The sequence below is a fragment of the Corallincola spongiicola genome (genome assembly GCF_004284785.1).
Classification (GTDB): Bacteria; Pseudomonadota; Gammaproteobacteria; order Enterobacterales; family Neiellaceae; genus Corallincola; species Corallincola holothuriorum.
On sequence record NZ_SHLY01000005.1, the window covers coordinates 29,912 to 55,399 of the forward strand.

Genomic DNA, 25,488 nt, shown 5'->3' on the forward strand with positions numbered 1-25,488 from the left:
TCCCTCGTCTGAGAGCGGATCCCGATTTTCATTGATACAGCGAAGATTAAGGAGCAAGGATGAGCAGCAAAGGAATTACCGGTCAGTGCCTGTGCGGCGATATCAAGCTTGTTGTAGCAACACCTCCCGATCACTTTGAAGCCTGCCACTGCGATATGTGTCGGCGTTGGGGTGGTGGCGCATTTTTGGCTTTTGATGGTGGTTGCGACGTTGTCGTGACGGGTACACCGTCTGTCTATGATTCATCTGAGTGGGCTGAACGTGGCTTTTGTGGCAGTTGTGGTTCCCACCTGTTTTATCGAATAAAGCAAAACCAGCAGTATATGTTACCCATGGGCTTGTTCCCTGAATTGAAACAAACGCCATTTACCCAAGAGATCTTTATCGACGAAAAGCCGAGTTACTACGGCTTTGCCAATGAGACGAAAAAGATGACCGGGGAAGAGGCGTTTGCGGCATTTACGGCGCAGGGGCGGGAGAACGAAGAGTAAACCTTTGGGGGGCAGTGTAGTGTGAATGCCCCCTTATTAAGGGGGCATGCTGAAGTCGTATTTCTTTGTTCGCTATTTTTTATTGATTGTGGGGTAGCGACTGAGTACTTCTTTTGTGACATCCACTAATTCACCGACACCGACGACATCCCACAGCTCCATTTCCAACTTCTTCGCTTTATGGATAGCGTACTGGCTGATATAGCTGAGTTCATCGTTGACGAATTCGATGTCTGGACGTCCAGTACGGGATAGGTGTACTTGCCAGGCGAAGAACTCTCCTTGATTAAGGCTGTCGAGAATAAACATGCGACGTTTAATCTCGTTTTCGAACTCATCGGCGTATCGGCACTGGGCAAAAGTTGGGATGCCATCACTGTCGGTTTGCAAGCGGATATAGAGTTCCAGGGTGATCGGCGGATCTTCCCGTTCCAGCTTTTTCAGAGGCACAAGGAGGTGTTCGTGAAAATGCTCGGCTTTCACTAGCGGGTATAGGTTGATGCCGCTTTTGTGCTCTTTATCAGCAATACGTTGTAGCAGTTCGCAGACCGGAGAGAAATGCTCACTGGCGGCGACGGTATCGATAGCATAACGGGCGCCGCGCTTATGCACATAAAATGGCGTGGTGGTAACGGCATGAGCGCTGATATTACGCAGTGCGTTGGACATACCATCAACCACTTGGGGTGATCTTAGTGCGGGTAGTTTCTTGCGGTTGGACTCGATCACTTGCGACAGAAAACGTTTCGCTTCCTGACTACCTAGTTCAGTTTTTAGTTTCAGGTGCAGTACGGTGTCGGTGGCGTTATGCCCGACAATCTCATAAGCCAGCTCTTCCAGACGGATCTTTTTGGTGAGCTTTTGCAACTGTGGCAGGGCAAGATGAATAGCATCGCCTACCTCACATGGGATCGGCTCGTCTAACTCTACCTGCAAGCCAGCGGAAGAGATATCTCGGGTAAACCCCTCAAAAGCTTTCTCTCCCAGTTTGAAAATCACCTGTGTCTTGTAAGCGAAGCGCGTTTCGCGTCTGAGGTTTGAAAAGCTCAATGCGTGCAGCTCAATGGCTGACTTGCCGCCGCGTTTATGGCCTAACGCTTTCAGTATATTAACTTGCGACTTGTCCCACTCGTTACTGGCATAACGCTGCACGCCGATCTCCGAGGTGACGTCTGAAATCAATACCACCTGGCGAACATCTTTAAGGCGTCCTTCGACACGTGGAGGAGGAGACTGCTGGTCTAGCTCTGGCCCCTCCCGTCCATCTTTTAGTGTTGTCAGGTTGGCGTGCGCAGGATGGATACCTGCGATAGTTAATTGCAAGACCTGCCAGCTGGGCTTATTGGCACCAAACCCCATGAAAACTTGTTTTTGCTGCTCTGACTCAAACTCACTTTCAATGGCGGAATAGTAAAACAGCTTGCCGCGGGCACTGTGAGTAAAGCAGTAGATCAACAGAGGATCTTGGGGGGCTTCCCGTAATCTATTTAACCGTGCAGGTTGCAATACGCCATCTAGCTGCAGACGATACTCTTCGTCGCGCCAGTAGTGGATAATATGGCGATTATTCTCTGTTACTAGGGCTAACTCGGGGGTTAACGCCTCGTCGCGCTTGCCGCTGCAGAATACTGGCAGGGCACACATGCGGGGAAAGAAGTATTGCTCGTAGCCTTTGCAGAGTACCGCGTCGACGGCATGATCCAGATTCACCTTGTAGCGGCGTTTGTTGCCACGGATCAGACGTTCAAGAAACTCGTCGAACACAGGCTCGTTGTTGGCGCGCATCAGGCGTAAGCGTTGTTGACCATTCAGGTGTTCATCGCTACCCATGACCACATATTCGATCCCTTTGCCCATTTCACCGAGCACGTAGTCATCTTCTAACCCTAATAATTTGACTCGAATATGGTCGCCCTTGGGGATCTCAAAGCTGTCGTCGACTTTAATACGTGCACCGCTCACCGAAAGGTCTGTGGTGTTGCCTTCGATGACGACGCCATCGGCCAGTGTCACTTCGATGGAGATGGCATAATGCATCCGCTCTTCAGAACGCAGTACATAGCGACCAAATTGAACCAGCTTTCCTGGATAATGGGGGACTTTGCGATTCGCCAGCAGCAGCGCTTCATCTTCAGCTGATTTTTTGCTGCTGGACTGAAGCTCAGAGAGTTGCTGTTCTTGTTGTTTTCGGTGCAATACGCGAAAGTTATTTTCGGTATTCATCACGTCTTCATAGACGCCCATGGTGTACACGCCGCGATAATCTTTCACGCTACGTTTAAAAGACTGTACCGCCATATCATCAAGGTAGTGCAAGCGACCATCATGCTCGAATGGATGACAGTTGCCGTTAACACGGCCACGTAAATCAATAACACGCACGCAAGGGGAGGCTAGGCGCTTAAGTTCCATTTTAATCAGGAAGCGCGCAGAGGGTGACTCGCTACGGGTTAGGCGCGCGAGCATATCCTCAAAGTCTGGTTCTGCCACCAACGGTTTCAATTGGTCGATGATGGCGCTATACGCTGTGAGTTCCATGCGAGATTGTTTACTACCTACAGACTGACAAACGGGATAACTGACAGTAGAGTATCCCTCAATATTCTATTAATTATTATAGCGGCGTACATTTGACGCCTTACCCTAATGATTGAGAGAAGCAAATTCAATGCCATACACATAAATTTGTGGCATGGCTCAGCAGGATTATCGAGGTACTGATGGCAAAGGCGAAAACTGCCTACGTTTGTAGTGATTGCGGGGCCGATTTTCCCCGGTGGATGGGGCAGTGTGGCGAATGCCATGCATGGAATACCATCAGCGAGGTAAGACTGGCCGCGGCACCATCGGCACGGAGTGTGCGCGATGGTTATGCTGGCGCGGTGGCCGCACAGGTGCAGACGTTGGCGTCTGTCGATCTCAGTGAGCTTCCTCGTTTCAGCAGTGGTTTTGCGGAGTTTGATCGCGTGCTGGGAGGCGGCATTGTGCCCGGCTCGGCAACCCTGATTGGCGGTAATCCGGGGGCGGGTAAAAGTACTTTGTTGCTTCAGACCATGTGCCATATGGCGAATCATATGGGCGCTATCTATGTCACGGGCGAAGAATCATTGCAGCAGGTTGCTATGCGCGCCAAGCGCCTCTACTTACCCACCGACAAGCTAAAAATGCTATCCGAGACCAATGTCGAGACCATCTGCACGTTGGCGTTGAAAGAGCAGCCAAAAATCATGGTGGTGGACTCGATCCAGGTGATGCACATGGCGGATATTCAATCTGCGCCGGGCAGTGTTTCACAGGTTCGGGAATCAGCAGCCTATCTCACTCGGTTTGCCAAACAGCACCAGATCGCCATCTTGATGGTGGGGCACGTCACCAAAGATGGTTCGCTGGCAGGACCCAAGGTGCTGGAGCACTGTGTTGATTGTTCGGTGCTGCTTGATGGCTCAGCGGATAGTCGTTATCGCACTCTGCGGGGTCATAAAAACCGCTTTGGTGCAGTGAATGAGCTGGGTATTTTCGCCATGACCGGGCAGGGCTTGAAAGAGGTCAACAACCCATCGGCCATTTTCCTGTCCCGTGCCGAAGAGCACGCCGCTGGCTCGGTGGTGATGGTGATCTGGGAAGGGACGCGCCCACTGCTCGTCGAGTTGCAGGCGCTGGTGGATCAGTCGCCGTTGGGCAATCCGCGGCGCGTTGCGGTGGGTCTCGATCAGAACCGCTTGAACATGTTGCTGGCGGTACTGCATCGTCACGGTGGTTTGCAGATGGCAGATCAGGATGTGTTTGTGAATGTCGTAGGGGGCGTAAAAGTCACTGAAACCAGCGCCGATTTAACCCTGTTGATGTCGCTGGTTTCCAGCTTTAAAAACCGCGCTTTGCCAGAAGATATGGTGGTGTTTGGTGAGGTGGGTTTATCCGGTGAGATCCGACCGGTACCGAATGGTTTGGAGAGAATTTCTGAAGCGGCCAAGCATGGCTTTAGTCGCGCCATCGTGCCTTATGGTAATCGTCCTAAGCAGCCGATAGAGGGAATGAAAGTGGACGCGGTTAAGACACTGGCGGAAGCCTTAGAGCTGCTATAGCTGAGTGATAGGCACGTGAAGCAAGGTACGATCAAAAAGGGCAGGTGATACCTGCCCTTCGTTTATGCCGTCGATAAGGTGCTTAACCGAGGCGGCGACGCAGCCCAAGGCTGGCTAGTCCAAGGAGGAACAAACCAAAGATACCCGGCTCTGACACATCCCTTACCGTAATGGTGGTACGGAAAGCGGCTGTTGTGTCTGTGGTGCCGTCAAAGTTATTTGCCGTCCACAGCCAGTATGCATCACTGCTGATCTCGCCAAGTAGATTGCTACCCCAGACACCCGCTCCATTTTTATGCCATTCGGTGGCAGCGACATAATCAACGCCATTGGTGGTGACGTCCCATGTGCTGGATGTCAGGTTGATATTGTCCTGCCAGATGATTTCAGCGAGCAAGCCCGCAGGGTTACCGCGAGAAGGAGCCCCGAAGTTTTGCACTACAAATCCAATACTGTAAGTGCCTGGATCTAAATCAAAAGTGATTGAATCGGCATTAGTCCAGTTATTGACATTGGCACCTTTGTCTAACAGTAATGAGAAGTCTGATGGGTTAGATAAAGGGTTACAGCCCAAGTTCAAACAAACACCAAAATCGAGAATCGTGTTGTCAGCGGTGTAATTGATGGTAACGGGGGCAGCATTGACGGAAGCGCTGATAAGGGCGGTTAATCCAATAACTAACTGACTGATCTTCGACATAATCTATTCACCTACGGCAATCTTTGGGATTAAGTGATACTAAAGAGATTTCTAATGCAAAAATCGATCCTAATTAGCAATTGTTAATATTCTCAATTAGTTATATTTTGCCAGCAAAAGCAGAAATAAGAATGTGTAAATTTAGCTGACACCTTCTTGGTGCGTCATTGTTTTTTTCGCTGGTGATTTTTTCTCGTTTCTAGCTTGTTTGCTTAGTGGATGGTAGGTCGTTGTGCCGTCTTTTTCTCATTTGCTCTTATTCGGCTACGAGGTACAGATTCGTTTCCAGTCCATCGGTACTAAAGACACCTTGCATTACGAATCACCCCGGCCTAAATTAGCCCTGCAGTAAGGAAGCTGAACCTTCGACAAACGTTGTTGAAAGGATGATTACGAAAAAGGAGTTTTGTAAATGACCTACTCAAAGCTTGATTTAGCAGAAGCAATTGTTGAAGCACCTGGAAAGAACCTCTATCGCTTGATGGTTCGCCCCTCGACCCGCGTATTGGTTATGGGCGAGAACTACCACACTCACCGCGCGCATAAGTTGGAAGTTGTCCAAGCATTGCAGAAGCTGCGCTTTGCCGGGTTTGATTGCTTGGCGTTAGAAGTTTTCCTTCAGATATGACACCCATCTTGCAGAGCTATTCACGCTCTGGAGAAGGAGCTGAGTTAATTTACGCGCATCTACACCAGTATTTTCCGCAGAACCCTGATTACTACATCGCACTGTTACAATCCTCACGAGAAATGGGTGTTGAACTTGTTGGTATAGATATGGAATATCGGAGATTTATTCAGGGGCAGCTGGAAGACGAACATGTTGAGCGCAACAGACACATGAGTGAAGCGATTGCCGTTCAAGTTGCGCAAGGCAAACGTGTAGTGGCGTTAATGGCTGTGGCTCATTCCACCGCGTTCTTAGGAAAGAGCGTGACCGACTATCTTAAGGATCAACATTCAATTTTAACGGTATCTGTCACGCTTACGGGCGGTATGGATTGCTTTGAACAACAAAGTTGTTTCGCTCAAACAACAAGAGCATCGAGACCAGATGTTTTACGTGCGGCACAGTCCAGTCAACTGTGGAAGAAAAGGTTCTTTGTTAAAGGCAAGTCGGTGAACTCCGCAGACTTTGTACTTCATCTCCCTCAAGTACCTATGGCTTCTGCACAATAGAGCGAGGCTTATGTATGAATACTGTTGTCGCACTAGCGATCTTTTTCTTCATCACACTTCCTGGTCGGGTGGATGCGGCTGATGGATTGGTAACTCCACCTCCAGAACAACCAAATTTGCAGCGAGAGTTTTACCGACCGTGTCTGAATTTCATCAGGTCTAAGCGTTTCAAAGAAGCTTATATGGCTTGTGAACAAGGCTACGTGGCTAATGAATGGTGGTCTTGGTGGGGACTTGTCAGGCTTAACCAGGCTTTTGATTTCAAGAGTGCGGAACTGATAGCGAAAATGCCAGACCCCTATGGTTTTCTGATCGAATCCCAATGTTTACTGCACTACAAGTTCGATGACGATAAAGCGGGTACCGCAGAGCTTTGTGCAAGCTCACCAGGGAAACGAGGTCCAAAGATCGCCGAGAAGTTGCGCCAGGATCTGCAGTTATAACCAGATATTAAGAATAGAAAGCATGAATGCCTTGTTACCCTTTCTGATGTCGTTCAGGACGCCGGCTCGCAGGCTTAGATTTTGTGCTGTTTATACGGCATGTTATAGGGCTTTCAGATTTGCATGTTCACTGGATAGCCGGATCGGTGATGTCCCTTCAGCGTCCAATAACTAATGAATGCTTCCGTTACGAGGCTTGTTACATCTCAACAGCTTACTGTGACTTCAGTTCAGTTGCTAAATCGGAGCTGTTTTTATAACAAGCAAACGTAAGCCGTTCGTTGTTTTTGAAGTCGACTCTCAAAATTGGAATGCCTAGAAATCTTCGCATCGCTACCTTAGTGATGTCATCTAAGTTTTTCGTGGCCGTGTAACCGGAAACGGAGTTACTAAAGCAGAGCTTGCCGTCAGCTACAATCAACTGAGATTCGAGTATTTTAGGTTGAATGTGTAACTCAAAGTGGTGCAACGCTCCTAAAATGATGAACCCCATTGCGACAATAAATAGTGCAAATGAATACCAGTCAGAAAGGAGTGCAACCGCTCCGCCGGTAAACCACATGCAGCGTGCTGCCATTCGCCACTGAGTTGCAGTTAGCTCATATAGGTTCTGATCAAAGTAATATGTCATACATAGTGCTCTCTACTCTTCTCAGAATATCAACCCGAAAGGGGCATTCACTTCCTCAGGCTATGATTTTCTGCCATTGGACCTTTCACTTTCAGGTACGCCGTTTTATTGGAGACTATATAGCGGCTGAAGGCGTGCCATCATCCGACATTGTGCTTATTTTGGATGATGGCGACCGGCAGCACTAATAACTAGTGGTGTTGCTGCAAATAATCCACCGCTAACTGCGTCATGGTTTGGGTGCCTACGGTGAGTGCGGACTCGTCGACATAGAAGCGGGGAGAGTGATTACTAGGAGCGGTCAGAGGGTTCTGCTCTGCCGGCGTGACGCCCAGGAAGTAGAAGAACCCTGGCACTTCTTGGGCGTAGTAGGAAAAGTCTTCCGCACCGGTGATGAGCCCCATCTCTCTTACATTGTCTTTGCCTGCCACGGTATTAAAACGCTCAACGACAAAATCTGTCAGTGATTTGTTGTTAACGGTGACGGGATAGCCTTTGAAAATGGTGACCTCAGCTTTGGCGCCCGCGCTTTCTGCGACTAGCTTGGCGGTATGCTCAAGCTTTTCGTGGATCTGCTCGCGGATCCCCATGTCGAAGTTACGGATCGTGCCGATCAACTCAACACTGTCGGGAATGATGTTATTGCGAATGCCGCCGTCAATAACGCCAAACGAGATCACCGAAGGTGCTTTAGTTACATCAACCTGCCGACTGGCAATGGTTTGTACCGCCATCACGATCTGTGACGACACAACAATCGGGTCAACACCACCCCATGGGCGAGAACCGTGGGTTTGTTTGCCGTGTACGGTAATTTTGAAACGGTCTGCACTGGCCATGGCAGGGCCGCTGCGATAGCCGATTACGCCTGCGGGCAGGGTGGAGGTGACGTGTTGGCCAAAGACCGCGACCGGTTGATGCTTCTCAAATAGACCTTGCTTGAGCATCAAAGCTGCCCCGCCTTCCTCCCCTTCTGGCGCGCCTTCTTCCGCAGGTTGGAAGATAAATACCACTTTTCCGGGCAGTTGCGATTTGAGTGCGACTAGGTTCTTCGCAGTGCCCATCAACATCGCCACGTGGGTATCGTGACCACAAGCATGCATGACACCGACTTTTTGGCCTCTAAATTCGGAGGTGGCTTTTGATGCGAATGGCAGGTCGACCTGTTCGGTGACCGGTAACGCATCCATATCGGCACGTAGCGCTATCGTTGGGCCGGGCAGGCTACCCTCAAGCACGGCGACAACACCGGTATGGGCTATGCCTGTTTCAACGGTCAAACCCAGCGCTTTCATCTGCTTGGCGATATAGACACTGGTTTCAAATTCGCGGTTACTGAGTTCTGGGTGTTGGTGCAGGTGGCGACGCCATTCAATGACTTGTGCTTCGGATGCGCTATTAAGTTTGGCTACGGCGGTTGGTTCAATCTGTGTCGCATCGACGGTCATGGCGCTAGCAAGCAGTGCCGTCGCAAGAATAGTGGATGTTTTCATATCGGTTCCCTGGAAAGGAGTTGATTGTTCAACGCATCTTTATTGTTTTTGTGCGTTTTATTTAGCCGTTCCAGAGTAGAGAGTTTGCCGCTCACTGTCATTACTGTGAGCGGCAGAAAGAGAAAACTATAGTGCGGGCGGATGGCTTAGATCGGCCAGTTCTCTGTACAGTAGATCTTCATCGCCGACATTTAACTCAATCAGGCGCTTAAGGTGAGAGACACTTTCGATCCCGATGTGGTGGCAATTCCAACCCAAATAATGAGCCCGTTGATGGGATAGCTCTACTTCCATCTCTATTTCGACATCAGAGCCATCTAAATGAAAACAGAGTTTATAGTCAGCGTCTTCGTCGTAAACCCAATCTTTGGGTTCAGCCACCAATGCGCCTTTTAGAGACAGGTCGATCAGCTCAGTGCTAACGCTTTTATCACCAGTGACAATATTGACCGGTGTTGAGAATACGATTCGGGTAAATCTTCTTTTTTCGAGCATCAGGTTTTAAATCCATACATTCGGCAGAGACCAATGTTACCTAGCAATCATAGTCAGCCCTGTGTCTGTTGAGAAGTCAGGTGAGTCATTGAGTCCTGCCTCAGATCACAGGCTTTGCAAATAGATCGTGGCGAAACAGCGTTTTAGGGCATAAAAAAGCCCAGACGAGTCTGGGCTTTCACGACCAACAGAGAGGTTAGCCAATCTTCTTATACTTGATGCGATGGGGTTCGATCGCTTCTGGCCCAAGGGTTTTCTTTAACCAGGTTTCGTAGTCAGAGAAGTTACCTTCGAAGAAGTTAATCTTACCTTCGTCACGATAGTCGAGTATGTGAGTGGCGATACGGTCAAGGAACCAGCGATCGTGCGAGATAACCAGGGCGCAGCCCGGGAAGTCCAGCAGCGCATTTTCTAATGCTCGCAAGGTTTCAACGTCAAGGTCGTTGGTTGGTTCATCCAACAGGATGGTGTTACCACCGGCTTTAAGTAGCTTGGCCAGATGCACACGGTTACGCTCACCACCAGACAACTCACCAATCCGTTTGTTTTGGTCGCCACCTTTGAAGTTAAAACGGCCGACATAGGCGCGGCTGTTGATCTCGACGTTACCGACAGTGAGGATGTCTGCGCCTTCTGAGATCTCTTCCCACACGCTTTTTGTGTCATCCATGGTGTCACGGAACTGTTCTACGGCAGCCAGTTCCACTGTGTCACCTATGGTGACCGCACCGGAATCGGGTTGCTCTTGCCCTAATAACATACGGAACAGGGTCGATTTACCGGCACCGTTAGCGCCGATAATGCCAACAATGGCTCCTTTAGGTATGCTGAAACTGAGGTCATCAATGAGCAGTCGGTCACCATAGCCTTTCGACAAATGCTCAACATCGATCACTTTGTCGCCTAAACGTGGACCGGGCGGGATATAGAGCTGGTTCGTTTCATTCCGTTTCTGGAAATCTTTATTTTGTAGCTCTTCAAAGCGTGCCATACGGGCTTTACTTTTTGCCTGACGACCTTTGGGGTTGGTGCGAACCCACTCCAATTCTGCTTCGATCGACTTCTGGCGCGCTTTCTCAGAGGAGGCTTCTTGCGCCAAACGCTGATCTTTCTGTTCTAACCAACTGGAATAGTTGCCCTCCCAAGGAATGCCCTGGCCACGGTCAAGTTCGAGGATCCAGCCCGCGACGTTATCGAGGAAGTAACGGTCGTGGGTGATCGCCACCACGGTGCCGGAATAGTCGTGCAGGAAGCGCTCCAGCCAGGCCACTGATTCCGCATCTAAGTGGTTTGTTGGTTCGTCGAGTAGCAACATGTCTGGGTGTGCCAACAATAAGCGGCACAGGGCGACGCGGCGCCTTTCACCACCTGACAACACCTCAATTTTGGTGTCCCACTCAGGTAAACGCAGGGCGTCGGCGGCACGTTCGAGGGCGTTATCCAGGTTATGCGCATCTGATGTGGCCAGGATCGCCTCTAATTCACCTTGCTCTTTGGCCAGCGCATCAAAGTCGGCATCCGGCTCGGCATAAGCGGCGTAGATAGCGTCCAGTCGAGTCATCGCATCTTTAATATGGGCGACAGACTCTTCGACGATTTCCCGAACGGTTTTGTTTGGGTCTAGTTCCGGCTCCTGTGGCAGGTAACCGATGTTGAGTCCCGGCATGGGGCGGGCTTCACCCTCAAACTCGGTATCGACCCCAGCCATAATGCGCAGCAGGGTGGATTTACCTGCGCCATTAAGACCAAGTACACCAATTTTGGCGCCTGGGAAAAAGGAAAGGGAAATATCCTTAAGGATGTGACGCTTTGGTGGAACGATTTTCCCCAAGCGGTGCATTGTAAAGACGTATTCAGCCATATCTGCCGGACAACTCTTGTTAGTCATTAAGGGAGGATTACGGCGCAATAGTTTAGCTGAATCTGACGGGGATAACAGTGATTTGCGTTAAGCATGGCTTTTGCAGCGAAGATCTTCCTTTACTCATTCTGATCCTACGTTTTCTGGTGAAAAGCCATTCTGTTGACTAAAATTCAATCACTTAAGTTGAAATCAACATAAGCCGTTTATCTTACACAGGAATGGTCAGATGATCGTTAAGGTCAACCGGACGACCACGGCACTGTTGTTTTCCCTGTCGTTGCTGTTAATTGGGGCACCAGTCGCTTGGCTGTTATACGCAAAATTTCAAAGTAACGAACGCTATCTCCAGCATCGGTCGTTCGCGGTGCTGCATCAAACGCGTACCCACCTCGATAATAAATTCAAAGCGTTAGCTGGGTTGTTTCAACGCCTGCCAAAAGCCAGCTTATGCGCGTCTTCGCTCTCTCCTGAACATATTCAACAGATCAAAGCTTCATCACCAGCGTTTAAGGAGGAGCTACATAGCTTTATTCTGGAGGGTAATGCTTACATTGATGGTGATTTTGATGATGAGTTAGCGGAAGTGCTGGGTTATGAACTGGGTATTGATGCTGAGAACGATGACTTTGAGTCGCTCTACAATGAGGTATGTCCTAAGCCGGATTCTGGCGTGGCGGCTGATAAAGTATGCGCACTGTTTAATGAATATAAAGCGATCCCCAAGCCCAAATATAGCGATAAAACCCCCTATTCGGACGAGGGTGAGTCTAGGGTAGAGGGCGATGATGCGCTTGTTCACGGTATCAATGCATTAGGCTCTTGGGGCTGTCGCATAGGTGTCTTTGCCGACAGTAAGTCGATGCGAGCATCTGGCGCGTTCGAAACCCAACTGCTGCTGTCGGAGATTCAGCATGAGTTGTTCTCATTTTTGGATGAGATCATTTCATTGGCAAAAACGGGTGCCGGTGATCCGCGTCAGGAGCTAGCGCCTACCTCGCAACGGTTTGTCGAGCAGGTTGACTCAATTGATCTGGCCAGTGAGGCTTTTGTTGCTGACAAGAAAGAGCAGCAACGAGGGGATTTTTTACAACGCCTTAAGCGCAACTCTTTGATCTCATCCGCGGAGGTTTATTTTTCCGGGCAACAGAACTGGTTTCCGTTAGATAGTGAAAGCAGTACGGCGGCCTGTAAAGCCAATGCAGATCGTCCCTTTGTTCGGTTTATGGGCGGGGCGCGAGGGTTCTGGATGATGCGTTGTCTGGCGCAGCAGAACAGTAGCAGTGCAACACCTTTTGTCGATCGGAATTATTTCAGCTTTGATACCCGTGAGCTACTAAAAGACACCCCCAGCGTGTCGCCCTTTGACCTCATGATGCTGGTTAACATCGATGGTGGCGTGATCACCACGGTAAAAAGCTCTGTCGAAGATGTCGATGCATCCACGTCGTTTAATGACTCTCATTTCACCCATATTAATGATTTTCTAAAAAGTGCTGACGATAAGTCCAAGCGGGATTGGGAAGAGGCGATTAAGCCTTTGTACAAGGCGTTGCAGAGTGCGGCCAGTAGTAGTTCGACGACTAGTAAAAGTACCCTCGAACGACTTCCTGTAGGGGCCGCAAGCAGCTTTGATATCACCATTGGTGAAATGCCATTTCGTCTTTATATCATGCCGTATGAGTTACCTTATCCCGTTATTTCTCGGGGCAAATTGCAGCAAGGCTATTTGCTGTTAACCGGCTTGATCCCAATGGAGGAGGCGAGGGCGTCGAAGTTTTCCTTGTCGCCCTCAATGGCCGCAGCAACTTTGGGTGGAGTACTGTTGCTATTAGCATTGTGGCCGATTCTGCGTTTTCGCTTTATGGGCGTTAATCAAGCGATGGGGGCGAATGAGTTTCGTGTCGCATTGGCTGGTGTTGCTTTGTTTGCGATGACGATCACCCTCGCCATTACCGATCTGTTGGTTTACAGCAACTCGAAAGCGCATGTGCAGCGGCAATTGTATGAGATTGCTGGGCAGGCGCGAACGCAGGTGGGCGACGAACTGACCCATAAGCGGCAACTGCTTACCCAGCTTTGGCAAAAGCAGTCGGAACAAGCGGTGGCGGCCAGCCATTTGCCCAGCGCTGATTATGGCCAACAGCAGCTGCAATGTGTGCAACCCCTGTCGGGCAGCGAAACAAATTATGAAACGGTTAACTGTATTCCGAAACAGATTGAGGCTTTACCGCCACTTGAACACTATTTCTTGCTGGACCCTGAAGGTAAACAGGTCGGGCCGTTTTACTCCTGGTATCCGTTTGATCTGCTCGACAATGAGCGTATTAGTTTAGCCACGCGCGAATATTTTTCTGCGCTGGCGTTGGACAAAGGCTGGCGTTCGCCCTTAGGTGGACATTTCTATGTCGAGCACATTTTCAGTTATTCCGATGGCTTGCGAAGCACTGTGACATCGATTGCTTTGCCGCCTAATAAATTTAACGCCAAGGTGGCAGTTGCTGAATTTCATTTGGAGAACTTGCTCGAGCCGGTTTTGCCCTTTGGTTACAAACTGGCAATGGTGGAGAACCAGACGGGACGCGTACTTTATCATTCGCAGTCAGAGCTGAGTCTGTTAGAGAACTTTCTCGTGGCAACGGATCATGATCGGGATCTTAAGCTGGCCTTAAGTAGTCAGGAAGATATGACGCTGCGGGTAAATTACCAGGGTAAACCTCATTACCTAACGACGATGTCCTTAGGTCAGTACGGCATTCCCTGGAGTGTGGTGGTGATGTACGACCACAGCCTGTTGCAGATTATCAACTTTAACGTGCTGCTGATGGTGCTGGTGAGCATGTTGGTGCTGCTGTTGTGCCTGGCGGCTTTTCTGTGGGTAGGAAAGGTGTTTACACCCGGCTTGAGCTGGTTGTGGCCTAACTACTATCGCCGCCCTGTCTATCCGTGGTTGGTGGGCACTGCCGTGCTTAGCTTGATACAAGGGGGCGTTTTTGGCTTTGGCGTCGAACACGCCACGGTGCTGACCGTCTTGTACTGTTTGGTGTTGTTAATATTTAATTGGGCAAACCTCTGCTTGCAGGTGGCGCATGGTCCGTTAACCAGTGCGTGGCGCCGCTATGCACTGATTGCCATCGCCTTGGTCGCCGCATTGGCAGATATTATTGTGACGGTGCTGGTGTGGCAGCGCGAAGAAGCGTTTGGTTTGAATGCGGGCGTGGTTATCGGTGCTATGGCGTTGCAAGTGTTTATCATGGCTAAACAGTTGCAACGTTTTCCTCCATCACTGGAGCCTGCGCCTGGCTGGGTCAGTCGGGCTTGGGCGCAGCGACTTTACCCGTTACATGGTGGCCTGATGTTGGGGCTCGTGGTGGTACTGCCGACCCTCATTCTGTTTCAGCAAATATCTAAACATCAGATCTATCTTTATAGCGAACTGTCGTCGATTGATATTGGCCAACAGTTCAATCAGCAGCTCGCAAAACGCCATTGGTTACTTGAAACTTTATATCCGAAACCCTCTGATGGTGGTCTGGGCACTGGAGATACGCCCAAAGTTAACTCCGATGGGGTATCAAAACATTGGTTGGCGACCCATTTCTTTGCTCAATCGAAACACGCATTTTTTACTGAGCAATCCAATGGCTGTGGTAACGGGGTGTTTGGTTTAGGCTGCATAAAGGATCAGGATTCAGGTGGCTACTATGTGCGTTATGCCCGTATCAACAGTAGCAAAACAGTTGGTCATGCCAACGAGGAGAAATCTTTTCTGGTTCAAGATAAGGGTTTTTATGATTACTTGATTAGTTTAACAACACCACTATCTGATTTTGCCGCGCGGATTGGTTTTCGGGCTGCAGGGAGAGAAACCGGAGCCTTGTCATCTATTCGCTATTGGACTGCGAAAGGTCTTTATCGCCCCTTGGATGCCGCCGAGGAGCCTGCTTTCATTATCCCGCTGTTACCGACTGCGCTGGCGATGATTCTGGAGTCTGTCTGGTTGATGGCGTTTGCGCTGCTTCTTATTGGCTGGATGCTGTACCGCGTATTCCGTTCGCTGGCGGAGCGCTGTCTTGGCTTGCTGGTACCTAGGGTGTTAAGCCAGAATTTCCCCAAACGTGGCTTAATGCGCCAGGTGCTTGAGAAAGCGACCCGTGTTCCCGGTGGGGTGTTAATGCTGTGGCCCGGTCAAAGAAAGCTGATGCGCTATCGCCGATGGCTTGGGACAGAGCATGGTATCCATTGGCTAGATCTGTCCGATCCTGATGCCGAGTTGCCGATGCGTTATGGCGATGGTGGTGTGACTTCGCCGCTGCCAAGACTGGATGGCTGGGAAGTGGTGGTGTGTTACAACTTGGAAACGGCGGCAATGGACGAAAAGCTTCGTCGCAATGCGCTCTCGCTGCTTCAGCAATTGCTGGAACGACGTCAAAGTTTGGATGCGATGGGTTTTGTGGTGTGCTGTGAGCGCTCGCCGCTCTATCGTTTGATCCACAGTAATGCATACACAGAAAGCTTGGGAACGGCAGACAACGAAGTCCAGCAGTGGGCGCAGATGTTTAGTGGGTTAAGAAAATTCTACGCTTGGAGCCCCAGTCATCATGGATTTGGCTTGATGCCAACCGATAATCCAAAGCAATACCACTACTTATTGAGCCGCCGGGAAGCCGCAGTTTGGCCTGATTTGAGGCTGGTGCATTTTGAGTTCAAACGCTGGTATCAATCCCACCAACCCAAGCATTTTGAAGTGGAAGACTTGGAAACCTGGTATATCGCCAATGCCGGCAGTTTGTACCGCAGAAAATGGGAGCTTTGTACCCGAGATGAAAAAGTGGCGCTGTATCAATTAGCCAGCGGTAGCTTTATCAATTGCCACAATTTGGAAGTGATAGAGCATCTAGAGCGCGGCGGTTATATCGTCAGAGACCCGAGGTTACGTATCTGTAATCGCAGCTTTGCTCGATTTGTTTTAGCTGCGGAACGCAGTGAGGTGATGGAAATCTGGCTGCAGGAAGCCTCGGTTAGCCAGTGGAACGTAATCCGAATACCGTTACTGACGTTGATCGTGGTGGCGGTGGGGGCCATGCTCTATCTGTTTAATACTGAAATGGAAAGCATGGCTGCCGCACTGGCTGCTGCCCCTGCTATTTTAGCCATCTTAGCGAGAGGCATGGCCTTTGTTAGGGGAAGCCCACCTAACGACTAGGTGGTTGACCTGCCATCATGGTGATGAGCAGTCCTAGTGCCATTAGGCCGCAGAATCCTGCGCCAAGTAGTGCTAATGTCGCAATGAGTGCAGTAAACATAATAGGCTCCTTGGGTAAGCTATCGTGGTCACTATCTGAGTTGGCCGCGAGTCATTGTTTACTGCAAGCATATAGTGCGCCATATCAACGATGTGAGCTCGCATGCCTTGTTATACAGGGCTTACGCTGGGTTTGCTTGCCTATCCATTCCCTTTTAGCCCTATTGATTGATCTTTGCTGGGGGATCATTATGGTTACTCTCCCTCTTTTGATGCATAGATGATGTTTGCCGTATGACGTTGACTGCTTGGTTCTCCGTATTTGCTGTCTGTCTATTGGGTGCGATGACCCCAGGCCCGAGCTTGGCGGTGATCATGCGCAATTGTATTCAACGTAGCCGCGGACATGCTTTGCTGGCGAGTTGGTGTCATGCCATCGGTATTGGTGCTTATGCCTTGGCGGCGATTCTCGGTTTGGGATTGCTGATGACACAGTTTCCACAACTGTTTCTCTGGATCAGTTATCTCGGTGCTGGCTATCTGGTTTGGCTCGCATCGAAAGCACTGCGTTCAGGGCCTAGTTCTTTCGTGGTTGATAGCGAAGACAAAGTGCATATCCCTTATCTGCATTCGGCGAGCGAAGCGTTTGCTATCGTTTTTTTGAATCCCAAAATCGCCCTGTTTTTTACCGCACTCTTTAGCCAGTTCATCGCCGCAGATATGAATTGGCTGACTATTTTAATGCTGGTGTCGACCGTGACTCTCGTGGACGGGTGCTGGTATACCTTGGTTTCACTGTTACTTTCCCATCAAGGCATTTTGCCTTGGTTAAAACGTTATAGTCATTGGATAGACAGGGTCACAGGGGTTGTATTTTTGCTGATCGCAGCGCGAGTTGTTCTCGTATAACGCCTTGTTTAAGGTCAAAGAAGATACAAAAACTAGGCATACGGCATTACTCGGGGTAAAATACGCCGCCTTGAAACACCCTCTTAGCCCATTTTTGGCACCCGCCGGGAGAAACCATGCTGAAGCGTGATATGAATATTGCCGATTTCGATCCTGAATTGTGGCAGGCGATGACCAACGAAGTGTCTCGTCAGGAAGACCACATCGAACTGATTGCGTCAGAAAACTACTGCAGCCCTCGTGTACTTGAAGCACAAGGCTCTCAGCTGACCAATAAATACGCAGAAGGCTATCCTTTTAAGCGTTATTACGGTGGTTGTGAATACGTCGATGTCGCCGAGCAGTTGGCTATCGACCGTGCATGTGAGTTGTTTGGCGCAACCTATGCCAATGTACAGCCCCATGCTGGTTCTCAGGCCAACTCAGCAGTATTCCAAGCGATGATTGAGCCTGGTGACACTGTGTTGGGTATGAGCCTGGCCCATGGCGGTCATCTGACTCACGGTTCTCATGTCAGCTTTTCTGGCAAGATCTACAACGCTGTTCAATACGGTATCAATGATGATGGCAAGCTCGAGTACGAAGAGGTACGCAAGCTGGCCTTGGAGCATAAGCCGAAGATGATTATCGCTGGTTTCTCTGCTTATTCAGGGATCCTAGATTGGGCTAAGTTCCGTGAAATTGCCGACGAAGTGGGTGCGTACCTGTTTGTTGATATGGCACACGTTGCTGGTTTAGTGGCGGCGGGTATCTATCCGAATCCATTGCCCCACGCGCACGTTGTGACTACCACCACTCATAAGACCCTCGCCGGTCCTCGTGGCGGTTTGATCTTATCTGCATGCAATGACGAAGCTATCTACAAGAAGCTGAATAGCGCTGTATTCCCTGGTGGTCAGGGCGGTCCTTTATGCCACGTGATTGCAGCTAAAGCGGTTGCTTTCAAAGAAGCGTTGCAGCCAGAGTTTGCAGAGTACCAGAAGCAGGTAGTTGCTAACGCAAAAGCGATGGCGAAAGGCTTTATCGATCGTGGTTACAAGATCGTTTCCGGCGGTACTGATAATCACCTGTTCCTGGTTGATTTGATCGACAAAGATATCACTGGTAAAGATGCCGATGCTGCTTTAGGTAACGCGCACATCACAGTGAACAAGAACTCCGTACCTAATGATCCGCGTTCACCTTTCGTGACCTCTGGTCTGCGTATCGGTACACCAGCAATTACCCGTCGTGGCTTCAGCGAAGCTGATGCGACAGAGTTAGCTGGTTGGATCTGTGACGTACTTGATAACATTGAAAATGAAGCTGTTATCGCTGAAGTACGCGGTAAAGTGGAAGAGATCTGCAAGCGTCTGCCAGTTTACGCTTAAGATAAAGGCGGAACTCACGCGCTGATAACTGGCCGTCTTTAATAGGACGGCCAGTTTTTTTGTTTTTATCCGAGAGTTCGTTATGGTGAGCGCTTACCCAAGGAGAGCTTATGCATTGCCCGTTTTGTTTTGCGCCAGATACCAAGGTGATCGATTCACGTTTAGTGGCTGATGGCAGTCAGGTGCGTCGCCGCCGTGAATGTACTAAGTGCCATGAACGTTACACCACCTTTGAAACCGCAGAGCTGGTAATGCCGCGTCTAATTAAGCGCGATGGCAGCCGTGAACCTTTTAATGAAGATAAACTGCGCAGCGGGTTACTTCGCGCTGTGGAGAAACGTCCTGTCGGTGTTGATCAGTTGGAACAGACTGTGGCTGATATTAAGTCCAGTTTACGCGCCACTGGTGAGCGTGAAGTGGGCAGTAAGATGGTCGGAGAGCTGGTGATGGAAGCGTTGAAGAAGCTGGACAAAGTGGCTTATATTCGTTTTGCCTCCGTTTACCTGTCGTTCGAAACCATCGGTGAGTTTGAAGATGTGATTGCCAAGTTGGGCAATAACTCGCAAAACCACTAACCTGAGCGGACCAAGCAGAGCATCCCATGGCGCGATTTTCTCCAGACGACCACAGATTCATGCAGCGCGCTATTCATTTAGCTGAGCGGGCACTATATACCACTTCTCCGAACCCTCGGGTGGGGTGTGTCATTGTCAACGCTGGGCAGATTGTGGGTGAAGGCTATCATCGGCGCGCGGGAGAAGGGCACGCCGAGGTGAATGCCCTGGCTGAAGCGGGAGAGCAGGCCAACGGCGCTACCTGCTACGTCACTTTAGAACCCTGCTCTCATCATGGCCGCACTGGTCCCTGTGCTGAAGCCTTAGTACACGCCGGGGTTACAGAAGTGGTTGTTGCTATGGTTGATCCAAACCCGCTAGTGTCAGGCCAGGGTATTGGCTTGTTGGAAGCCTCAGGTATTCGTGTGCGTTATGGACTTATGGAAGCGCAAGCCGAGGGCTTAAACCCCGGTTTTATTAAACGAATGCAGTCTGGTATGCCTCTGGTACGCCTAAAAATGGCAGCCAGTCTGGATGGGCGAACCGCCTTGAGTAATGGCAAGAGCCAGTGGATCACCGGTGCAGCTGCTCGTGCGGATGTGCAGCATTGGCGCGCACGGAGTTGCGCTATTGTCACCGGTAGCGGCACGGCGCTGGCCGATGATCCGGCGTTGAATGTGAGGCCGGAACAGTTAACTCAAGATTATCCTCTGCCCGTCAGACAACCGGTGCGTGTGGTGGTTGATGGTCGTAAACAGATCTCGCCCGCGCTAAAGATGTTCCAGCTGCCCGGCGAACTCTGGATCGCCAGAAAAGCTGCCGATGTGGAAGCTCCGTGGCAAGAAAACGTGACTATGCTGGCCATCCCCGAATTGGAGGGTAAGTTGGATCTGCGTAATTTAATGCGCCAACTTGCCAGTAAAGAGATCAATGAGGTTTGGGTTGAAGCCGGAGGAAGGCTTGCCGGGGCGCTGCTGAATGCCGGTCTGGTTGATGAGCTTATTTTGTATCTGGCGCCCAAATTAATGGGAAACAGTGCCCAAGGGCTATTTAACTTGACCGAGTTTGACGACATGGCGCAACTGCCAGAGTTAGACTGGCAAGATATGCGGCAGGTTGGAGACGATCTCCGGATTGTTGCTACGTTTAAACCTAAGCTCGATGATTAAGTCGTTCTGCTCACAGCGATAGACATGAGAATTTATGTTCACAGGAATTATTGAAGCGGTTGGTGAGATCCGTCGTATTGAGCCGAAGGGGCAAGATGTGACTCTGGAGATCGCTACCGGTAAATTAGATTTGAGCGACGTTAAGCTGGGTGACAGCATCGCCAGCAACGGCGTCTGTTTGACCGTGGTGGCGCTTTCTAGCGACAGCTTCTGTGCTGACTTGTCGACTGAAACCTTGAAGCGGTCAAACTTTGCCAGTGCCAGCCGCGGTGCGCGGGTGAATCTGGAAAAGGCGGTCACGCCAACGACCCGTTTGGGCGGGCATCTGGTCAGTGGGCACGTTGATGCTTTAGCTGAGGTTGTTAGCCGCGAATCGACCGGGCGTGCAATTGAATTTTGGCTACAAGCTCCGGAACATCTGGCTCGTTACATTACCGAGAAAGGCTCAATCTGTATTGATGGGATTAGTTTGACGGTGAACGCCGTTGACGGCGCACGCTTTAAGTTGACCATAGTGCCCCATACCGCAGATGAGACCACCATGAAAGGGTTTCAAACCGGTACTAAGGTGAATTTGGAAGTTGATCAGATCGCTCGTTATATCGAGCGGCTGATGTTAGGGGATAAGGCTGCGGTCAGTGAAGCCCAGCCACAAAGTGATGTGATGGCTCTGTTGGGTCGTACCGGCTTCTTGAAATAAGCAGCAGATAACACCACTAGATAAGAGTGATTTCATATTGTCAGGCCCGACAATGACACGCTCGACAATAAGCCAGCTCCTATGGCTAAAAATAGAATGATAAAGGCAGGCAGAAAATGGCATTAAACAGCATTGAAGAGCTGATTGAAGATATCCGCCAGGGCAAGATGGTGATCTTGATGGATGACGAAGACCGAGAGAACGAGGGTGATTTCGTCATGGCTGCTGAAAAGGTAACCCCTGAAGCGGTTAATTTTATGGCCACCCATGGCCGCGGTCTGATCTGTTTGCCAATGAATCGAGAGCGTTGCATGAAGCTGAATCTGCCATTAATGGTGGATAACAATAATGCGCAATATTCGACAGCGTTTACTGTGTCTGTTGAAGCGGCCGTAGGTGTAACGACAGGCATTTCCGCGGCAGACCGAGCGAAAACCATTTTGGCTGCTGTTGCGCCTGATGCTGAAGCCAAAGACTTGGTGCAGCCAGGTCATATCTTCCCGCTGATCGCTGAAGAGGGTGGGGTATTGACCCGTGCCGGGCACACCGAAGCGAGCTGTGACTTAGCGCGTTTGGCCGGTTTTGACCCGTCAGCGGCTATCGTTGAGATCCTCAATGAAGATGGCACCATGGCGAGACGTCCAGAGCTGGAAATACTCGCAGCAAAGCATGGCATCAAAATTGGCACCATCGCTGATTTGATTGAATATCGTAACCTCAATGAAACGACCATTGAGCGTGTGGCGCAGTGCCACCTGCCGACCGCCTTTGGTGAATTTGAGCTGATCACTTATCGCGACATTATTGATGGTCAGCTGCATTTCGCGTTGCTTAAAGGCGAAGTGACACCGGATCAGCCAACCCTTGTTCGGGTTCATCTGCAAAGTTTTATGAACGATATTTTGTTTAGCGATCGTGCATCGACGCGCAGTTGGCCGCTGGAAAAGGCGTTAACCCGCATCTCTGATGAGGGTGGTGTGATGGTGTTGTTAGGACGCGAAGAAAATAATGAAGAGCTGCTCGCGCATCTGAAAACATTTGAAAAAGAAGATAAAGGGGAGCAACCTGCGGCCGCTAAGTGGCAGGGGACTTCTCGTCGTGTCGGTATTGGTAGCCAGATCCTAGCGGATGTTGGCGTTCATAAGATGCGTCTGCTGAGTTCGCCGAAGAAATATCATGCTTTGGCTGGGTTTGGTTTAGAAGTGGTTGAATATCTATCTGAGTAAACTCCCGACCTGACCGGTCACTGTGCTATTATTACGCGGTTTTTCTGGCGGTCAGCCGGGTCACCTATTTGTAAAAGGAAGATCCATGAAAGTTATCGAAGGCGCTATTGCTGCTCCCAACGCAAAAATTGCCATTGTTATCTCCCGCTTCAACAGCTTTATTGTCGAAAGCTTGTTGGAAGGTGCTGTTGACACGTTGAAGCGTGTTGGACAGGTCGCAGACGACAACATTACGGTTGTTCGCGTACCTGGCGCATATGAACTGCCACTGGCGGCAAAAAAAGTTGCGGCGAAAGGTGAATATGACGCCATTATCGCTTTGGGTGCCGTGATCCGTGGTGGTACACCGCATTTTGATTATGTTGCCGGTGAGTGCAACAAAGGTCTGGCACAAGTGTCTCTGGAAGCATCTGTTCCAGTGGCCTTTGGTGTGTTGACTACAGATACTATCGAGCAAGCGATTGAACGCGCTGGAACCAAAGCTGGTAATAAGGGTGGCGAAGCTGCTATGTCGGCCTTGGAAATGGTTAACGTGATGTCTGCGCTTTAATTGGAGTTACTGTGAAACCTATTGCACGCCGTAAGGCAAGGCGCATTGCGCTGCAGGCCATCTATCAATGGCAAATGACTAACGACAGTATTGCGGATATCGAACTGCAATACGTTACTGACAACGATCCTGCCGTTGTGGATTTTGATTACTTTCGTGATCTGCTCAGCGGTGTCGCTTCGCGTTTGAGTGAGCTTGATGCCAAGTTGGCAGATTTTGTCAGTCGCCCATTTGCCGAAGTTGATCAGATCGATAAAGCGATCCTGCGTTTGGGTGCTTACGAACTGATGCATAGAAACGATGTGCCTTACCGCGTCGTGATAAATGAAGGTATTGAATTGGCAAAATCATTTGCCAGTGATGATAGCCATAAGTTTATCAATGGTGTTTTGGATAAGTTGGGTAATAGCCTGAATCGTCCTGGGTAACAGTGTACACCGATGAATGAGTTTGAATTGATTGCTCGCCACTTTACGGGGCGGGGCGCACAGCGCAAGGATGTGCTGCTTGGGATTGGTGATGATGCTGCGATGATCTCCCTACCGGAGTCGCGCGCACTAGTTGTCACCACAGATACCCTGGTTGAAGGTGTGCACTTTTTACCTGATGTTTCTCCCCATGCTTTAGGTCATAAAGCCGTTGCCGTAAATCTAAGTGATTTGGCGGCGATGGGGGCTGAGCCTGCTTGGATCTCCCTTGCTATTACATTGCCTGATAAACGCCATGATTGGATTGAAGCGTTCGCGGCTTCTTTAGCGGACACTTGTGAATACTATGGGGTTAGCCTGATTGGCGGTGATACGACCCGTGGTCCCTTGTCTATTACGATCACAGCCCACGGTTTAGTGAAGGCGGATAAGGCATTAAGACGCAGCGGAGCTAATCCTGGCGATTGGCTCTATGTGACCGGGACACCTGGCGATGCTTGTCGCGGTTTAGAACTATTACAAATGCCTCGTGGCGAGATAACTGAATCTTGTCAGATCAGGGAAAAGCTAGAAAAAAGATTGCTTTACCCCACGCCAAGGGTTGCGGCAGGACAGGCGTTGAAAGGTTTAGCTTCTGCGGCAGTCGATATCTCTGATGGCTTGTTGCAGGATCTGCTGCATATTACCAAAGCTTCCTATTGTGACGTGGAGGTAGTTTCCGAGCAGTTACCTATCTCGGATGCCCTTGCGCAAAGTGTGCCTGAGTCAGATCGCCTGCGTTATCAATTAGCGGGGGGGGATGATTATGAGCTGCTGTTTGCGGTGCCAGAAGAGAATCGGGGCTCGGTCGAAACTGCTTTGAAGCACTTTGCGGTACCCTTTGCTTGTATTGGTCGTTTTAAACCTGGACGGGGCGAAGTGATAGTGACACGCGGCGGTGAACCTATGTCTGAGCTTTGGCAGGGTTGGGATCCGTTTCGGGATGCTACTCATGACTGAGCAACAGCCGGAAGGGCGCTTTAATCTTAAAGATCCTGTGCATGTTCTTGCCTGTGGCTTTGGGTTGGGTTTAGCCAAAAAAGCGCCGGGTACTTGGGGCACTTTAGCTGCGTTTCCTTTTTACTTTGTGTTGTTGCAGTTCCCTGATTGGGTTTATCTTTTAGCCACAGCGGTCATGGCGGTTGTTGGTATCTGGATCTGTGGCAAGACCAGTGAGGATATGGGCGTACATGATCACGGTGGGATCGTGTGGGACGAGGTGGTGGGTATGTTGATCACCTTGTTCTGGGTGCCGGTTGAATGGCCATGGATATTGGCTGCTTTTGTTGCCTTTCGCTTCTTCGATATTCTTAAACCTTGGCCCATTCGTTGGCTAGATAAGCAGGTCGATGGCGGCTTTGGCATCATGATTGATGATGTGATCGCGGGGCTATTTGGTCTTGCGGTGATGCATTTGGCTCTCTATTACTGGTACTGATCTTTTTGAGCGAAAACGGCAGCTGTATAAAAAAGAGAGGCTTTTTTGCCTCTCTTTTTTTATACAGCTGCAGACAGGTGGTTAGATTATTTTGCGGAGAAAGACTCCAAGGCTGCCGCATAGGCTTCGTGTATTTCCTGTTCGAGAGAGCGCAGTGCTTCTCTAAGCTCGGGGATATCACGGGCTTGGGCGAAACGTTCTATCATCGCTGCCGTGAGGTGTGAATTCTTTTCACAGGCATCCGTAATGGCGTCTTCTATCCGCTTTTCAATAGCCGATTCTGGCGTGGGGCGGTCTATTACTTCCATACACATCTCCTACGTGACATCCTTAATGTATAGCATTCATTAGAGCAATTCGAGAGCTTGATGAAAGATATGCTGTTAACAAGTCCAAATAGTGAAGAGAACCTGAGGGTGGCAACTAGCCGTAAATTAGTCAAACTCCTACCTTGACCATCTTTGTATGGATCTATCTTTACTGTG

At 50.0% G+C, this 25,488-nt stretch carries 23 protein-coding genes; 16 read left to right on the forward strand and 7 right to left on the reverse strand.

Annotated features, from left to right (window positions below):
• Nucleotides 1-59: 59 nt before the first annotated feature.
• A complete protein-coding gene (locus EXY25_RS13720; protein WP_130567204.1) occupies nt 60-491 on the forward strand; it encodes a GFA family protein in 432 nt (143 codons plus the stop codon).
• Nucleotides 492-563: 72 nt separating this feature from the next.
• On the opposite strand, the gene EXY25_RS13725 is transcribed toward EXY25_RS13720, so the two are convergent.
• Nucleotides 564-3,029, reverse strand: coding sequence for a PilZ domain-containing protein (locus tag EXY25_RS13725; RefSeq protein ID WP_130567205.1), 2,466 nt, complete (start codon nt 3,027-3,029; stop codon nt 564-566).
• 182 nt (nt 3,030-3,211) lie between these two features.
• Between EXY25_RS13725 and radA the strand changes: the two genes are divergently transcribed.
• A complete protein-coding gene (gene radA / locus EXY25_RS13730) occupies nt 3,212-4,573 on the forward strand; it encodes a DNA repair protein RadA (protein ID WP_114339569.1) in 1,362 nt (453 codons plus the stop codon).
• Between the two features lie 82 nt (nt 4,574-4,655).
• Here the strand turns inward: radA and EXY25_RS13735 are convergent, their stop codons facing one another.
• Nucleotides 4,656-5,273 carry a PEP-CTERM sorting domain-containing protein gene (locus EXY25_RS13735; RefSeq protein WP_114339430.1) on the reverse strand — a complete coding sequence of 206 codons (618 nt, stop codon included), beginning with the start codon at nt 5,271-5,273 and terminating at the stop codon, nt 4,656-4,658.
• 412 nt (nt 5,274-5,685) lie between these two features.
• On the opposite strand from EXY25_RS13735, the gene EXY25_RS13740 reads away from it, so the two are divergent.
• From EXY25_RS13740 to EXY25_RS13750, 3 genes are read left to right on the forward strand one after another with little or no spacing between them, the layout of a single operon-like run.
• Nucleotides 5,686-5,901 carry a hypothetical protein gene (locus EXY25_RS13740; RefSeq protein WP_130567206.1) on the forward strand — a complete coding sequence of 72 codons (216 nt, stop codon included), beginning with the start codon at nt 5,686-5,688 and terminating at the stop codon, nt 5,899-5,901.
• Entirely contained in the window at nt 5,898-6,452 is a 555-nt protein-coding gene (locus EXY25_RS13745; RefSeq protein WP_130567207.1) for a hypothetical protein, read from the forward strand. Before EXY25_RS13740 ends, EXY25_RS13745 begins: the two co-directional genes overlap by 4 nt.
• A gap of 14 nt (nt 6,453-6,466) precedes the next feature.
• The gene (locus EXY25_RS13750) at nt 6,467-6,895 is read left to right on the forward strand and encodes a hypothetical protein (RefSeq protein WP_130567208.1); all 429 of its coding nucleotides are present in this window, start codon (nt 6,467-6,469) and stop codon (nt 6,893-6,895) included.
• Between the two features lie 214 nt (nt 6,896-7,109).
• Here EXY25_RS13750 and EXY25_RS13755 read toward each other — a convergent pair whose 3' ends face one another.
• The 4 genes from EXY25_RS13755 to ettA all read right to left on the reverse strand — a co-directional run bounded on the left by EXY25_RS13755 (nt 7,110) and on the right by ettA (nt 11,375).
• Complete coding sequence (locus EXY25_RS13755; RefSeq protein ID WP_130567209.1) at nt 7,110-7,526, reverse strand: hypothetical protein; 417 nt, start codon at nt 7,524-7,526, stop codon at nt 7,110-7,112.
• A 191-nt stretch (nt 7,527-7,717) separates the two neighbouring features.
• The gene (locus EXY25_RS13760) at nt 7,718-9,019 is read right to left on the reverse strand and encodes an amidohydrolase (RefSeq protein WP_130567210.1); all 1,302 of its coding nucleotides are present in this window, start codon (nt 9,017-9,019) and stop codon (nt 7,718-7,720) included.
• A 126-nt stretch (nt 9,020-9,145) separates the two neighbouring features.
• The gene (locus EXY25_RS13765; protein ID WP_114339441.1) at nt 9,146-9,514 is read right to left on the reverse strand and encodes a PilZ domain-containing protein; all 369 of its coding nucleotides are present in this window, start codon (nt 9,512-9,514) and stop codon (nt 9,146-9,148) included.
• A gap of 196 nt (nt 9,515-9,710) precedes the next feature.
• Nucleotides 9,711-11,375 carry an energy-dependent translational throttle protein EttA gene (gene ettA / locus EXY25_RS13770; protein ID WP_114339443.1) on the reverse strand — a complete coding sequence of 555 codons (1,665 nt, stop codon included), beginning with the start codon at nt 11,373-11,375 and terminating at the stop codon, nt 9,711-9,713.
• A 229-nt stretch (nt 11,376-11,604) separates the two neighbouring features.
• Here ettA and EXY25_RS13775 point away from each other — a divergent pair, with 229 nt between their 5' ends.
• From EXY25_RS13775 to EXY25_RS13825, 11 genes are all read left to right on the forward strand, one after another.
• Nucleotides 11,605-16,581 (forward strand): cache domain-containing protein, encoded by a 4,977-nt coding sequence (locus EXY25_RS13775; RefSeq protein WP_130567211.1) that lies wholly within the window; start codon nt 11,605-11,607, stop codon nt 16,579-16,581.
• A 333-nt stretch (nt 16,582-16,914) separates the two neighbouring features.
• Nucleotides 16,915-17,529: a LysE family translocator gene (locus EXY25_RS13780; RefSeq protein ID WP_114339447.1), complete on the forward strand. Its 615-nt coding sequence runs from the start codon at nt 16,915-16,917 to the stop codon at nt 17,527-17,529.
• A 116-nt stretch (nt 17,530-17,645) separates the two neighbouring features.
• Nucleotides 17,646-18,899 (forward strand): serine hydroxymethyltransferase, encoded by a 1,254-nt coding sequence (gene glyA, locus EXY25_RS13785; RefSeq protein WP_130567212.1) that lies wholly within the window; start codon nt 17,646-17,648, stop codon nt 18,897-18,899.
• A gap of 110 nt (nt 18,900-19,009) precedes the next feature.
• The gene (gene nrdR / locus EXY25_RS13790; protein ID WP_114339450.1) at nt 19,010-19,474 is read left to right on the forward strand and encodes a transcriptional regulator NrdR; all 465 of its coding nucleotides are present in this window, start codon (nt 19,010-19,012) and stop codon (nt 19,472-19,474) included.
• Nucleotides 19,475-19,500: 26 nt separating this feature from the next.
• The gene (gene ribD / locus EXY25_RS13795) at nt 19,501-20,622 is read left to right on the forward strand and encodes a bifunctional diaminohydroxyphosphoribosylaminopyrimidine deaminase/5-amino-6-(5-phosphoribosylamino)uracil reductase RibD (RefSeq protein WP_130567213.1); all 1,122 of its coding nucleotides are present in this window, start codon (nt 19,501-19,503) and stop codon (nt 20,620-20,622) included.
• A 34-nt stretch (nt 20,623-20,656) separates the two neighbouring features.
• Entirely contained in the window at nt 20,657-21,322 is a 666-nt protein-coding gene (locus EXY25_RS13800; protein WP_114339454.1) for a riboflavin synthase, read from the forward strand.
• A 116-nt stretch (nt 21,323-21,438) separates the two neighbouring features.
• Nucleotides 21,439-22,548, forward strand: coding sequence for a bifunctional 3,4-dihydroxy-2-butanone-4-phosphate synthase/GTP cyclohydrolase II (ribBA, locus tag EXY25_RS13805; RefSeq protein WP_114339455.1), 1,110 nt, complete (start codon nt 21,439-21,441; stop codon nt 22,546-22,548).
• 85 nt (nt 22,549-22,633) lie between these two features.
• Entirely contained in the window at nt 22,634-23,098 is a 465-nt protein-coding gene (gene ribH, locus EXY25_RS13810; protein WP_114339457.1) for a 6,7-dimethyl-8-ribityllumazine synthase, read from the forward strand.
• A gap of 11 nt (nt 23,099-23,109) precedes the next feature.
• Nucleotides 23,110-23,526, forward strand: a complete 417-nt coding sequence (gene nusB / locus EXY25_RS13815) for a transcription antitermination factor NusB (RefSeq protein WP_114339459.1) — start codon at nt 23,110-23,112, stop codon at nt 23,524-23,526.
• 12 nt (nt 23,527-23,538) lie between these two features.
• Entirely contained in the window at nt 23,539-24,525 is a 987-nt protein-coding gene (gene thiL / locus EXY25_RS13820; protein ID WP_130567214.1) for a thiamine-phosphate kinase, read from the forward strand.
• Nucleotides 24,509-25,003 carry a phosphatidylglycerophosphatase A family protein gene (locus EXY25_RS13825; protein ID WP_130567215.1) on the forward strand — a complete coding sequence of 165 codons (495 nt, stop codon included), beginning with the start codon at nt 24,509-24,511 and terminating at the stop codon, nt 25,001-25,003. The genes thiL and EXY25_RS13825 overlap by 17 nt, the downstream gene beginning before the upstream one ends.
• An 86-nt stretch (nt 25,004-25,089) precedes the next feature.
• On the opposite strand, the gene EXY25_RS13830 is transcribed toward EXY25_RS13825, so the two are convergent.
• The gene (locus EXY25_RS13830) at nt 25,090-25,311 is read right to left on the reverse strand and encodes a hypothetical protein (protein WP_114339465.1); all 222 of its coding nucleotides are present in this window, start codon (nt 25,309-25,311) and stop codon (nt 25,090-25,092) included.
• Between the last annotated feature and the right edge of the window lie 177 nt (nt 25,312-25,488).